At 61.1% G+C, this 13,255-nt stretch carries 11 protein-coding genes; 5 read left to right on the plus strand and 6 right to left on the minus strand.

Annotation, left to right across the window (positions count from 1 at the left end):
- Positions 1-86 precede the first annotated feature (86 nt).
- The gene (locus tag HHL09_RS09765) at positions 87-1,454 is read left to right on the plus strand and encodes an MBL fold metallo-hydrolase (RefSeq protein WP_169454419.1); all 1,368 of its coding nucleotides are present in this window, start codon (positions 87-89) and stop codon (positions 1,452-1,454) included.
- A gap of 317 nt (positions 1,455-1,771) precedes the next feature.
- Here the strand turns inward: HHL09_RS09765 and uraD are convergent, their stop codons facing one another.
- The gene (gene uraD / locus HHL09_RS09770; RefSeq protein ID WP_169454421.1) at positions 1,772-2,287 is read right to left on the minus strand and encodes a 2-oxo-4-hydroxy-4-carboxy-5-ureidoimidazoline decarboxylase; all 516 of its coding nucleotides are present in this window, start codon (positions 2,285-2,287) and stop codon (positions 1,772-1,774) included.
- 30 nt (positions 2,288-2,317) lie between these two features.
- Between uraD and pucL the strand changes: the two genes are divergently transcribed.
- Both pucL and xdhC read left to right on the plus strand, forming a co-directional pair.
- The gene (gene pucL, locus HHL09_RS09775; RefSeq protein WP_277349174.1) at positions 2,318-3,163 is read left to right on the plus strand and encodes a factor-independent urate hydroxylase; all 846 of its coding nucleotides are present in this window, start codon (positions 2,318-2,320) and stop codon (positions 3,161-3,163) included.
- Positions 3,164-3,322: 159 nt separating this feature from the next.
- Positions 3,323-4,093: a xanthine dehydrogenase accessory protein XdhC gene (xdhC, locus tag HHL09_RS09780; RefSeq protein ID WP_169454425.1), complete on the plus strand. Its 771-nt coding sequence runs from the start codon at positions 3,323-3,325 to the stop codon at positions 4,091-4,093.
- A gap of 46 nt (positions 4,094-4,139) precedes the next feature.
- Here the strand turns inward: xdhC and HHL09_RS09785 are convergent, their stop codons facing one another.
- Positions 4,140-4,631: a hypothetical protein gene (locus HHL09_RS09785; RefSeq protein ID WP_169454426.1), complete on the minus strand. Its 492-nt coding sequence runs from the start codon at positions 4,629-4,631 to the stop codon at positions 4,140-4,142.
- Positions 4,632-4,846: 215 nt separating this feature from the next.
- Here HHL09_RS09785 and HHL09_RS09790 point away from each other — a divergent pair, with 215 nt between their 5' ends.
- Both HHL09_RS09790 and HHL09_RS09795 read left to right on the plus strand, forming a co-directional pair.
- Entirely contained in the window at positions 4,847-5,452 is a 606-nt protein-coding gene (locus HHL09_RS09790; RefSeq protein WP_169454428.1) for an arsinothricin resistance N-acetyltransferase ArsN1 family B, read from the plus strand.
- Positions 5,453-5,602: 150 nt separating this feature from the next.
- Entirely contained in the window at positions 5,603-6,046 is a 444-nt protein-coding gene (locus HHL09_RS09795) for a hypothetical protein (RefSeq protein ID WP_169454430.1), read from the plus strand.
- Between the two features lie 146 nt (positions 6,047-6,192).
- On the opposite strand, the gene xdhB is transcribed toward HHL09_RS09795, so the two are convergent.
- The 4 genes from xdhB to allB are packed head-to-tail and all read right to left on the minus strand — an operon-like array spanning position 6,193 to position 13,169.
- Positions 6,193-9,888: a xanthine dehydrogenase molybdopterin binding subunit gene (xdhB, locus tag HHL09_RS09800; RefSeq protein WP_169454431.1), complete on the minus strand. Its 3,696-nt coding sequence runs from the start codon at positions 9,886-9,888 to the stop codon at positions 6,193-6,195.
- Positions 9,885-11,123, minus strand: coding sequence for a M20 family metallo-hydrolase (locus HHL09_RS09805; RefSeq protein ID WP_169454433.1), 1,239 nt, complete (start codon positions 11,121-11,123; stop codon positions 9,885-9,887). Before HHL09_RS09805 ends, xdhB begins: the two co-directional genes overlap by 4 nt.
- Positions 11,104-11,844 (minus strand): (S)-ureidoglycine aminohydrolase, encoded by a 741-nt coding sequence (gene allE, locus HHL09_RS09810; RefSeq protein WP_169454435.1) that lies wholly within the window; start codon positions 11,842-11,844, stop codon positions 11,104-11,106. Before allE ends, HHL09_RS09805 begins: the two co-directional genes overlap by 20 nt.
- Positions 11,841-13,169: an allantoinase AllB gene (allB, locus tag HHL09_RS09815; RefSeq protein ID WP_169454437.1), complete on the minus strand. Its 1,329-nt coding sequence runs from the start codon at positions 13,167-13,169 to the stop codon at positions 11,841-11,843. Before allB ends, allE begins: the two co-directional genes overlap by 4 nt.
- Positions 13,170-13,255 lie beyond the last annotated feature (86 nt).

The following is a 13,255-nucleotide window of genomic DNA, read 5'->3' on the forward strand; positions in this document are numbered from 1 at the left end:
CCGGCCATTGCACCCGCAATAGCGCCTGAAATTCAGCATTCGACATTTCCCGCCCCTCCCCCATGGTGCCGGGGCTTTCACGTCCCATGCTGTTTCGTAGCCTTTGCCGCCACGCCGAGATCGGCGCGAATTCTTACCTTCTGGATACCGGCAACGCTCGCGTAGTCCTCGATGCCGGTCTTCACCCGAAGCATGACGGCCTGGAAGGCATCCCGCGGTACGATCTGCTGGAGGAAGGCTCGGTTGATTCCGTGGTCGTGACCCACGCCCACCTCGACCACATCGGCTCCCTCCCCGTCCTGCTGCGCCGTCAACCGCAGGCAAAAGCCTTCTTTTCCCCGGCCGCGGCCGAGCTTGCCACCGCGATGCTTCACAATTCCGTGAACGTCATGCAGGCCAAGCGCACGGAGCTCGGCATCACCGAGTATCCCCTTTTCACCCACCGGGACATCGATGAAATCGAGCGCTCCTTCGAGACCCGGAATCTCGAGCGCCCCTTCGATCTCGATCCGGAAGGCCATATCCGCGCCACTTTCCACGATGCCGGCCATGTCCTCGGCTCCACCGGCATCACCATGCAGTGCAATGGTCACCGGGTGATGTACACCGGAGACGTGAATTTCGAGGACTCTACCCTGATCAAGGGCGCGATTTTCCCGGAAGAGCACGTCGATGCCCTGATTATCGAGACCACCCGCGGCGATAGCGCGCGCCGCCCGGACTACACCCGTGAGGATGAGGAAGCCCGCCTCGCCGAGGCTATCGCCCGCACCTTGGACCGCCGGGGCTCCGTCCTGATTCCGGTTTTCGCCATGGGGAAGACCCAGGAGATCCTCACGATGCTCCACCGCTTCAAAAAGCGTGGTCTGATCTCCCGGAAAACCCCCATCTACATCGGCGGCCTGAGCACGAAGATGACCGTCATCTACGATAAGTTCGCAAAGGGCCGCACCCGCCGCAGCGACGAAAGCTTCCGCATCTTGGAGGACATGGAGTTGGAGGCCGGAACCCGTAAGCGAAAGGGTCCCATGCCCCTCCAGCCCGGCGCCATCTACTGCCTCTCCAGCGGCATGATGAGCGAGAATACCGTCTCGAACGAATTCGCCCGCGCCGGTTTCCTCGAAAACGCCAAGAACTCCCTCTTCTTCGTCGGCTACGCCGACCCCGATTCTCCAGCCGGCCAGATCCGTGCCGGTGCTCAGGGCGAAAAGATCCTGCTCGATCCCAAGCATCCCGCCGTGCCCCGTCGTTGTGAGATGGAGGTCTTCGACTTCAGCGGCCATGCCACCCGCGAGACGCTCCTCGAATACATCATGAAGGTCCGCCCAAAGAAGGCCTTCCTGGTGCACGGCGACCCGAAGGCCAGCGCATGGTTCGCAGCACAGCTCAGGGAGAAGCTGCCGTCGACCGAAGCCATTATCCCGGAGCCCGGTAAGGACTACGAGATAGGCTGAAGAGAGGGAGCCGGGAATTCAGCTTTTCCGGATCCAGCGCCGCAGTTGGGACGGACGCTCCTTGTCCTTGGAGGGACATGAAGTGGCGCTCTCGGAACGGTCGGCAGATCCGTGGGCAGATGGCTCCTGCGGTTTCGCACGACCACCGGGCCTGGGCCCGTCGAGGTCGCCGAACCACGCAAGGCAGATGCGACGTTTCATTTTTTTGGGGGGGAGGGAGGTTGAGGGAAGCAGATTAGATAGTTCCCCCACCCGAATCAAGTACGCGATGCCGTATGGGAGTTGCTCCCATCGACCGAGCCACCGGCTGCCTCTCCCTACTCTCCAATCAGATCCGCGAGCCTCAGCTTGGCGATCTGGTGGATCTGCCGCAGGGCCTCGGAAATCTCGGCGTTGACCTGATTTCCCAAGCGCTGCTCGAAGGCACTCAAGATCCCGGACCGGTCGGCCATCCGGACGCAGATCACGAAAGGAAAACCAAACCGCTCGCGATACCGGTCATTAAGATTGCTGAAGCGTTCATACTCCTCATCCGAAAGCCGGTCCAGACCAAGTCCGGCCTGCTCACGGGTGGAGGATTCGCTCAGCTGCCCGGCGCGCGCCAGTTTCCCGGCGAGGTCGGGATGCGCCCGGATCAGCGCCAGTTTCTCCTCGTCGGTCCCGGTTTCGACCGCCATCCGCATCGCGGAGGCGATCGCGGCGCGGTCTTGGAACGGCCTTTGCTCAGCCACTTTCCAAGCAACCCATTCCGAATGCTCGTAGATCGCTCCGAGGCTGGCCACGAAGCCATCTTTCTCCATCGCATTCAGATCCGCTGTCGATAGCCTATCCATCAATCGTCTAATTCCCAATAACTGCTGCCCGTGGCAACGCTCGAATCCAACCGGTACGGAAAGTTCCGCGTCAGGGTGATGAAAGTCATCCGGCACGACGAAACCCACCACGATGTTTGCGAGATCGAGGCGGACGTGCTCCTGCAGGGGGAACTGGATGGCTCCTACCTCAGCGAGGACAACCGCTCGATCATCCCCACGGATACGGTAAAAAATACGGTACACTTTCTCGCCCACGATCAGCTCGGCACCTGCCGCACCAGCTTCGCCCAGGTGATCGGGAAGCACTTCTTGGAAACATATCCCCACCTCGCCGGCGCGGAGATCGAGCTGCGCGAGCGGAAATGGGACCGCCTGAGCATCGATGGCACGCCGCATCCCCACGCCTTCGCCCACTCTGCCAACGGTGAGTTCTTCTCGCGTGGCAGCTTCTCCCGTGGCCAGGCACCGGTCCTATCGTCCGGCATCCGGGGGCATCTGATAATGAAGACCACCCAATCCGGCTTCGAAGGCTACAATATCTGCGAGTTCACCACCCTGCCGCCAACCAGTGACCGCGTCTTCGCCACCCGCTTGGGCGCGGAGTGGTCCTTTGATTCCACCGCCACCGATTACTGCAGCGCGGATGCCGCCATCCTCACCGCCGCCCACGAGGTCTTCGCCAACACCTACAGCCCCTCGGTCCAACGCACCCTCTTCGAGATTGGCGAACTCGCCCTTGCACGTGTGCCCCACATTTCCCGCATCGAACTGAAAATGCCGAACGTCCACTTCCTAAGCCTCGACCTCACCAAGCTCAGCCGCCCGAACCAGAACGCAGTGCTCCTACCCACCGATGAACCCCACGGCGAAATCGAAGCCGTGATCACGCGCTAGTCACGCGCCAGCGCCCGGGAGCGCGGAGCCTCCGGCTCGCAGAATGGTCCCTCCCGACACGCCGTCCATCGACCCTCAAATCACCCCTTGGTCACGAATCCCCCGCTCATCATCCTTCAGCACGCTTCGACTGATGATCGGTGACCGCACCTTTCCCCGATGAATCCCTGGCAAGAGATCACCCGCTGCATGGAAATCGGCACCGAACTCGTCGTCGTCACCGTCGCTGCCGCACGTGGCAGCGTTCCCGGCGAGACAGGCGCCAAGATGCTCGTGAGCCGCGAGGGACTTCTCTCCGGCACGGTAGGCGGTGGCCGCATCGAAGCCCGCGCTTTGGAAGAAGCGGGGCAACTACTAGATTCATCGGAGGCCACCAGGCTCCACTGCTGGAATCTCCAGCAAGACATCGGCATGACCTGCGGCGGCGAGATGACCCTGCTCTTCGAACGCATCGCCGCCAAGCCACCCTGGCACATCGCCATCTTCGGCGCCGGTCATATCGTCCAAGCCCTTGTTCCGGTGCTCGCATCCCTTTCCTGCCAGATCGATGTCGTCGATACACGGCGGGACTGGCTCCAACGCCTTCCTTCCTCCGCCAATATCACAACACATCACCTCGCCACTTTCGAGGCCGGCGCCTCCCTGCTCAACGAATGCTCCTTCGTGCTCTCCATCACAAAGGGCCACGGCAGCGACGTTCCCGTTCTAAGGGAAGTCCTCACCCTCTTCCCAGGCATTCCCTTCCTTGGCGTCATCGGCAGCGCCTCGAAGCGCGCGGCTCTCCTGCGGGATCTTCGCGAAGCGGGCATCAACGAGTCGCTACTGGAAAAAATCACCTGTCCCCTCGGCCTTCCCATCGGCGATAACGACCCCCATGAGATCGCCATCAGTGTCGCGGCGCAGCTTCTCGAAAGGCGGGACAGGCGCTGAATCGCTTTTTGATTGAGCGGTTGTTGTACACCGCCTCGCAACCCCGCTATCTCACACCCTTCCTGAACTTCCGCTGCCCTCGATTCGTTGCTTGGAGTCTCTGTGCAGCCTCAAGGTCCTCTTTTAGTTCTTTTGGAAGGGCGTGTTGCAGATTCTTGAGCTCCACTTGAAAATGCGTCGCCGCCTTGGCAAACCAAGAGCCGCCTTTAAGATGACCTTCAAGCTTCGTATTCGCATAACAGAAAACCGCTCTCCGCTCGGGATCTTCTGCTTTCAACATTGCTAGCTTCAGAATATCGCGCGCCACTTTCTTCTTCTGACCATCGAGAAGAGACCCTTGTCGGCAGAAAACCTCGACTATGGTTAAACCATCATCCGACAAGCCGTCGACACTCACGTGCGATCCATCTGACAGAATGATTTTCCCAGGTTTCAAGTCGCCATACTCTTCCCTTAGAAGCAGGCGAATCGGCTCTTCCGCTGCTAGTTGAATCCCGCTAATGGCGGTGTGATCTTTTCTCATCGCTTCCAAAGACATGATTGGGACCTTACCTCGGTCAAGACGACATCTGGAATATGAATGGACCACCGTTATCGCGCATTGTGTCTGTTTCCCCTGTCATCTCGGCATCCTCCGGCACGGCATGTCGAATCTCGACCATCTGATGCTCTCGCCTCAGAACTAACACTCCGGGCTACCACGACCATCCAAATTCCCCTAGCCATCGCTTGCAGAAAGAAACCCCGAAAATCATGAAGGCGATCATCCGGCAGGCCACGCCACAAGACGCGGAGGAGATCCAGGCGATCTACGAACCGGTCGTGCAGGATAGCGTCATCTCCTTCGAAATCGATCCGCCTTCGGCGCAAGAGATCCGGAAGCGCATGGCCGCCATTCAGCAACGATTCCCTTGGCTGGTCTGCGAGATCGACGGGAAAGTTGCTGGCTACGTCTATGCCTCTCCCCACCATGAACGCGCCGCCTACCGGTGGTCCTCGAATGTCTCCGTCTATATTCACCAAGACTATCACCGCCGCGGCATCGGCCGCGCACTCTACACCTCGCTGTTCGCTTTGCTAAAGCTTCAAGGTTTCTACAATCTCTATGCGGGCGTCACCCTACCGAACGAAGGCAGCGTCGGCCTCCACGAATCGATGGGCTTCGAGCCCGTCGGCACCTACCGGAACGTCGGCCACAAGTTCGGAGCCTGGCATGATGTGGGGTGGTGGGCCCTCACGCTTCGACCACACGATGCCCAGCCCGCTGCTCCTTTCCCGGCACCGTCGCTCCAAGGCAGCATGGAATGGCAAGCCGCCATCGACGAAGGAAGGGCACACCTCGCCCCCGCGGGGCTATAGTCCACTCGCGGACCTGACGCTATCCTCCTGCCTCAATCGATCGAAGTAGCGTCGATAGCAGCGGATGTAATTTGTATCGATCTGGCAGCAGGTAATCCGATCCATCACTACCCAAGGCAACGGCTCCTCAACGACGCCGGTACTTGTGAAATGGCGGATCTCTACGGCATCGGCATCCATGCCGGCGACCGAACCGATCCAGAAACCCGGATCGTCTTCCGATTCTTCCGCAAGAATAATGATCTCGTCGTCCTCGCGCGTCTGCAGGAAGGATTCAAAGGAGGCGATCGGAACCCTGAAACCAAATTCAATCTGATCAAAGACACCCTCGACTTCGAGCAGCTCTTTCTGAAAGCGATCCGCGGGATCACACCTGACCTCGGAAAGATCGCAGCGCCTCAAGATCTTGTACCCGTCCAGACGAAAGTCGTAGACGTATTGGATGAGGACAAGGCTTTCAGAACAATCGAGCACGACCCCTTGCATCCCGTTTCTATCGACGCTTTCCCTTCGGATGCTTACGAGGTCGCGATTCTTGATATGGGCTCGCAAGAGCCTTGTGGAGATAGCCATGGATGGGATTTTGAAAGTTAACGCTGAAACTACCCCTTCGTCGACACCGACTCTTTCTCCACCGCTCATGCAACCTCTTCCACGGAGAGATCGACCTCCTTCTCCACCTCCCCTAGGTCGGACTTTCTGATGCTGAGACAAATTTCCACGAACCGCGCCTTGGACACCTACCTCTCCCGAAGATCCGCAATTGAGCGTAGGGACAACTTCACTGCCTCCCCAGTGCAAGGGGACCCCAGATCAAAATCCCCTTTCCGTCCGAAGGCCGACACCGCATCACGCATCGCCTCCCGCACCGAGATCGCCAGCATCAACGGCGGCTCTCCCACCGCCTTGCTGCCATGAATCGTGCGCTCTTGGCTCGCATTCTTGAGCAGCGAGACACGGAAATCCTCCGGCACATCGCTGACCGTGGGAATGGCATAAGAGCTCGCGCTATGGGAAAGCAGCACGCCCTTCTCATTCCACTTCAGTTCTTCTCGCGTAAGCCAGCCCATCCCTTGCACGAAGCCACCCTCGATCTGTCCGCGATCCACCGCGGCATTCAGGGAGTCACCCACATCATGCAGGATATCCACCCGCTTGACCTTGTTCATGCCGGTGAAGCCATCGATCTCCACCTCGCTCACCGCCGCACCACAGGCATAATAGTGGAAAGGCTTCCCCTTCCCTACCTTCCAATCCCACTTCAAATCGGGCGTGGCATAGAAGCCGGCCGCCGAAAGCTGGACACGCCTTTGATACGCAAGCATCGCCAAGTCCGCGAAGCCGATGGAACCGCCAGAACCCTGCGCTGATCCCTCGGAGAAGCGGATCTCTTCCGGCCCACAACCGATCTTCTCCGCGGCAAGCGGTGCCAAGCGTTCGCGGATCTGCCGGCAAGCATCCGCCACCGCCATCCCATTGAGATCGGATCCCGAACTCGCCGCCGTGGCAGAGGTGTTCGGAACCTTGTCGGTCCGCGTGTGCATCAGACGGATACTCGCCGCAGGGAGACCGAGCTCGCGCATCGCGATGCCCAGGATCTTCGTATGCAGGCCCTGCCCCATCTCGGTGCCGCCATGGTTCACCTGCACCGAGCCATCTGCATAGACCAGAACGAGAGCACCCGCCTGGTTGTAGTGAGTCAGCGTAAAGCTGATGCCAAACTTCACCGGCGTGATCGCAAGGCCTCGCTTGCGATGCGGGTGAGCTTCATTCCAGGCATCTACCTCCCTCCTTCGCACGGCAAACTCTGAAGTCTCCAGTAGCTCATCCCAGATCCGGCAGATCCGATTGTCACCGATCTCCGCCCCGTAGTGGGTCGTATTCGCCTCGCCCCTACCATGATAGAGATTCTTCCGTCGCACTTCCTCAGGAGGCATTCCCAGCCTCAAGGCAATGCGTCCCACGATCTCCTCGATGACCAGCATGCCTTGCGGCCCGCCAAACCCTCGGAAGGCGGTATTCGAAGCGATATTCGTCTTCGCGACCCGGCCCTCGAAATGAACGTTGGGGATGTAGTAGGCGTTATCGAGATGGAACAAGGCCCGATCCGTCACTGGCAGTGAGAGATCGAGTGACCATCCGCCATCGGAGAAGAGTCTTACCTCCGCGGCCTGAAGCATGCCGTCCTCACCATAGCCCACCCGGTACTTCGCCAGGAAAGGATGACGTTTGCCCGTTGAGACCATGTCTTCGTCCCGATCCAGCTGCCAGCGGACCGTCCTGCCCGTCTTCAGCGCCGCTACGGCACACAGCGCGGCAATCGCATTCCCCTGGGTCTCCTTTCCTCCGAATCCCCCGCCCATCCGTGGAGACTCGACCACCACCTGATGACGATGCATGCCCAGTGCCTCCGCAATAATCGTCTGGATCTCGGAAGGATGCTGCGTGGAACTGGAAACATACATGCCTCCTTCCCCGTCCGCCTCCGCCCAGGCAGCATGTGTCTCTAGATAAAAGTGCTCCTGCCCGCCAAAGGAAAACTCGCCTTCCAGAACCTGTGGCGACCTCGCCAAGGACTCTCCCACGTCGCCGCGCGACAGCACATGCGGGTCCGTGTGAAAGGAGTCCGCTTCAATGGCCGCCTTTACCCCGAGGATCGGCGGAAGCTCTTCAATCTCGATCTCCACCTTTGCCGCCGCGATCCGGCAAGCCTCCAGGGACTTGCCAACCACCAAAGCCAGCGCCTGGCCGTGAAAGAGGATCTCATGCTCCGCCAGCAGCGGCTCATCATGCCGCGAGGGACCGCTGTTGTTCGCTCCGGGAATATCCCCGGCCAGCAGGACCGCCACGACACCCGGCGATTTCCTCACTGCGGAAACATCCAGCTTCCGCAAGCTCCCGCGCGCCACCGTCGAACGGATGGCCCACACCTCCAGCATCGGTCGGCCCAGCGCGGTGTCATGCACATAGCGCGCTGAACCAGTCACATGTCCACGCGCGCTCTCATGCACCATCCCGCCGCCACCATCAAAATGTGCAGCCGGCACTCGAGTCTCCGTTACTTCATCCGCAACGAATTTCTCAAACAACCCGCGTATCACCGCGCACCGGTAGTCCGCACTTCCTCGCACATCGCTCAGTGGCGTGAACGACCTCTCCAAAAAATCCAGCACCGCCTCGTCTATCAGCAGCGGCCTGCCGATCAGCGCCTCCTCCACTGCCATCGCCCGCATCGGCCTCTCCGCCACGCCACCAAAGGCCAGCCGGGCCTCCTTGACGATCCCAGTCTCGTCCTGCACCACGCGGAATCCCGCCGCGACGATCGAGATATCCATCTCACAACGCTTCGAGACCTTGTAGAAGGCAACCCTACCTTTGGGACTCCTCGGAATCCGGATCGCACGGATCAATTCCTCCGCCCTCAGCACGGTCTTCCTGTAGCCCGTGAAAAACTCCGCGATCGGCACCTCGCGCTCGCCATCCGCGGAAACGAGCACCATCACCGCATCCAGCGCTAGCAGGATCGGCGCGCTATCCCCGATCGGCGATGCCGTGGCCAAGTTCCCGCCCAGCGTCGCACGATGCCGGATCTGCCGGGAGCCAAACCAACGAAACATTTCATCCAGCGCTGGATACTCTCCGCCGAGGGCATCCTGGATATCCGTCAGCCGCGCCGCGCCGCCGATCTCCCAAGCATCTTCATACCGCCGGATCACCGCCAACTCCCGCACTCCATCCAGCGCGATCATCACGGTGGGTCGAGCATGACGCTTGTTTACCAGCACCGCGACCTCCGTAGCACCCGCCACAAAAACCGCATCCGGATGCTGCTTCTTGAAAGCGAGTGCATCGGCAATCCGCGCCGGCCTCAGAAAAACTCCACCGTCCACATGGCTGCTCGCCGCAGGCGCAGGAATCTCACCCGCCTTCATCCAGTCATCCCACTCATCGCGCGTCTCGTGTTTCTCGAGCGAACGCTTCATCGCCTCATGAATCGGACGATACCCTGTGCATCGGCACAGGTTCCCGCAAAGCCGGTCAGCGATCGCCGCATCACCCGGAGCCTCCGGTGCGTGCCACGCTTCCGTCATCGAGGCAATAAAGCCCGGCGTGCAATAACCACACTGCGACCCATGGCATGAAATCATCGCCTCCTGTACCGGATGCAAGTTCTCACCCTTTGCGATTCCCTCCACCGTCCGGATCTCGCGGCCCGCAAACACATGCACGAAAGCCAGGCACGAGTTCACCGCACGCAGCTTCCCATCCGGCTCCACCAGCAACACCGAGCAGGCCCCGCAGTCCCCCTCATTGCAACCGCACTTCGTTCCCGTGCGACCGCTTCGTCTCAGAAAATCCAGCACCGTCTCGTGCAGCGGCACCGCGCTCACATCGAGTGCCTCGCCATTCACGCGCAGGATCGCAGGACTCGTCATTGCAGGCTCAATTCCTTCAAGCACTCCTTCAAAACCTCCACCCCCTTCGCAATCGCCTCCGGCGAGCTATATTCGTCCGGCCGATGGCTATAGCCCTTGAAGCACGGGATGAAGATCATCGCCGTCGGACAAACCCGCGCCATGAAAAGCGAATCATGATAAGCCCGGCTCACCATCCGGCTCGTGGAAAACCCGGCAGCCACTGCTTTCGCCTCCACCATTTTCACCAATCCCGGATCACAAAGCGCAGGCGGATCCTGATTGAGCACTTGCCACTCAATCTTCACGCCGCGACGCCTGCACAGCGCATGCGTTCCGTCACCGATCCGCGCCAGCGCACGATCCCGCGCCTCGCGATCGGTATCGCGGAAGTCCACCTCCAGCTTCACATCGCAGGGGATGCTATTGATCGCGCCGGGCCTCACTTCCACCACACCTACGGTACCTACCGTATCAGAACTGCCACTCTCCAGCGCCGCCTTCTCCACCAGCAGCGCGATCTCCGCCGCCGCCATGAAAGCATCCTGACGCTCCCGCATCAGCACCGCACCCGCATGACCGCCCGCACCCTTCAGCAGGAGCCGGAAAGCCGATGGTGCCGCAATCTTCTCCACGATCCCGATATCGATCTGCTTCTCCTCAAGCATCGGGCCCTGCTCAATGTGCAGCTCCACGAACGCCCGATACGCGCCCGTCGAAAGCTTCACCGCACCCAAATTCCCGCGACATCCCGCAGCCTCCCGCAGCTCATCCAGCGAACGCCCCTCCGCATCGCGCAAGGCACCCGCCTCTTCCGGCGAAGTCGTCCCCGCCATCAAGCGGCTACCCAGACAACCGATCCCGAAACGCGTCGGCTCCTCCGAAGTGAACATGATCAGCTCGATCCCCCGCTTCGGCACGTGCCCCGCTTCCTTCAACTGACGCATCGCCTCCAGGCCACCCAGCACACCCACCACGCCGTCATACTTCCCTGCATTCGGGATCGCATCCGTATGCGATCCGGTCGCAACTGCAGGCAGACAGGGCTCGCTGCCTTCCCAGCACACGAAAAGATTCCCCACCGGATCCTTCCGCACGCGGAAGCCCGCGTCCTTCGCCCGCGCCGTCAACCACTCGCGGGCCCTCAAATCCTCCGCCGAGAAAAGCACCCGCGTCACCGCCGGCGCAGGATGCGCGGAGATCGCGGCAAGCTCCTCGATCTCACGATCGAGCCGGCTAAGGGAGACGGTGGACATCCTTGTAGTAGAGATAGCTGGCAGGCTCGTCCCCCATTGCGACGAACCACTGCGGGCAATACGGCGCCATCCAGATCGCATCACCCTCCTTCACGGGAAAATACTGCTCGTCCAGCCGGTAAACGCCCTGCCCGGAAAGCATCAGCAGACCGTGTTCCATCACGTGCGTCTCCACAAAGGGCAGCGTCGCTCCGGGCTGATACGTGAAAATATTCATCGCCAGGTCATAGCGCGAATCGATCGGCAGCAGCGTCTGCAGCATCGCCTTCTCATTGCCGAGAAATGGCTCGGCCGGAATGTCCGCGATATGCCCGTGCACCGCCGGTGGCGCCTCGATGTTGTCCACCGGCTCGAACATCTTGCGAAAGATCGTCAGACGCGTGCCTTCCGTGCCATGCAGCGCCAGCACGTTCTCGGACGGCACGAAAAGGAAGCCACCATCCGCCAGCGTCACATCGCCATCATCCCACACTGCGCGCACATCTCCCGCCTCCACGTAGATCGCGTGCTCATGCTCATCTGCGGGAAACCACGCCGTGCCACCTTCCGCCTCATAGACCACCAGCATCTGGCTCATCTCCGCCCCCATCGCCGGGGAAATCAGGACGTAAGCCGTCGCACCCTCCCAACCGGGAAAGGCACTCGGCACGTGGCCGTCCGGAGTGATCAAGGCATGGCGGAGGGCGACGCGGGTGCGGGTATTGCCGAAAAGCGGAGTCATGTGTCGGGTGTCAAAAGCTGGCCGTGCGTCGCGGGGGATACCGGGTTCCCCCGGAGCCAGGTGGCCTCCACCCGCCACGCGCTGCGCATCCCCACATACGGGGAAATCGGATGACGGGCCAGCAGGTCTTTTTCCTCGATCACATGAGGGTCCAGCCTCAGCAGGCAAAAGTCCGCATCCAGCCCCGGAGCGATCGCACCCTTCCGCGAGGAAAGCCCGAAGCGGCCCGCCGGCTTCGCCGCACACATCAGCGCCAGCTGCTCCCAGTTTGTCACTCCCAGCGCCCGCTCCAGCAACAGCGGAAAACCATGCTGGCACCCCGCAATCCCGCCCCACATCGAAAAAACATCATCGCCCTCCTTCAGCTCCGGCGGCGATGGCGAGTGATCGGACCCGATCGTATCGATATCCCCCGCCACCAAGGCCCGCCACAAGCCATCCACGGACCCCGCTTCGCGCAGGGGCGGTGCGCACTTCGCCGCAGGGCCGATCCGGATCGCCGCCTCCGTGTCCAGCAGCAGGTAGTGGGGACAGGTCTCCGCCGTCACGTTGATCCCCGCCTTCTTTGCGGAGGAAACCAGCGCCACCCCTTGCGCCGTGCTGATGTGCACGATGTGCAGCGCGCAGCCCGTGTCCTTCGCGCATTGGATCGCCATCTCGATCGCCGCGAGCTCCGCAGCCACCGGCCGCGATCTCAGCCAATCCGCCATGCTCCCCGGGCTGGGCGGCGGATACACCTTCTGGTGCGCCGTGATCGCCGCAGGACTTTCCGCATGCACCGCCACCGGCAGGCCAAATTCCGCTGCCACATGCATGCCCATCCGCAGCGTGTGCTCACCCGCGGCCGCAAATTCATCCAGCCCGCTCGGACACATGAAGGCCTTGAAACCCACCACACCCGCCCGCGCCATGTGCGGCAAATGCGGCAGCGATCCCGGCGTCAATCCGCCCCACAGCGCGAAGTCCAGCCGGCTATTCGCCTCACCCGCCCGCCGCTTCGCCTCAAACGCCACCACATCCAGCACCGGCGGCGTCGAGTTCAACGGCATATCGATGAATGTCGTCCCGCCTCCCGCAGCCAGCGCCGTCGATCCCGTCGCGAAGCCCTCCCACTCCGTCCGCCCCGGCTCGTTGAAGTGCACGTGCGCATCCACTAGCCCGGGAAACATCACCTTCCCGCTCACATCGATCTCCACCGCCGCGCTCCCCCTCAGGTCCGGCGCCATGTCCGCGAAGATCTCCCCGGAAATCCCCACATCCATCGTCTGCAGGCCGGTAGCCGTAACCACCGAAGCCCGGCGGAGGATCGTGTCGAAGTGGCTCATGGGGAGGTAGAAAAAGACAAAGTGCCGGGTCATCCGGCATCGATGCCGACAATGGAAAATGTGACGCGGAAAGTGAAAGTGATAAA

Origin of the sequence: Luteolibacter luteus, from assembly GCF_012913485.1 — a bacterium.
In the GTDB taxonomy this organism is placed as follows: domain Bacteria; phylum Verrucomicrobiota; class Verrucomicrobiia; order Verrucomicrobiales; family Akkermansiaceae; genus Haloferula; species Haloferula lutea.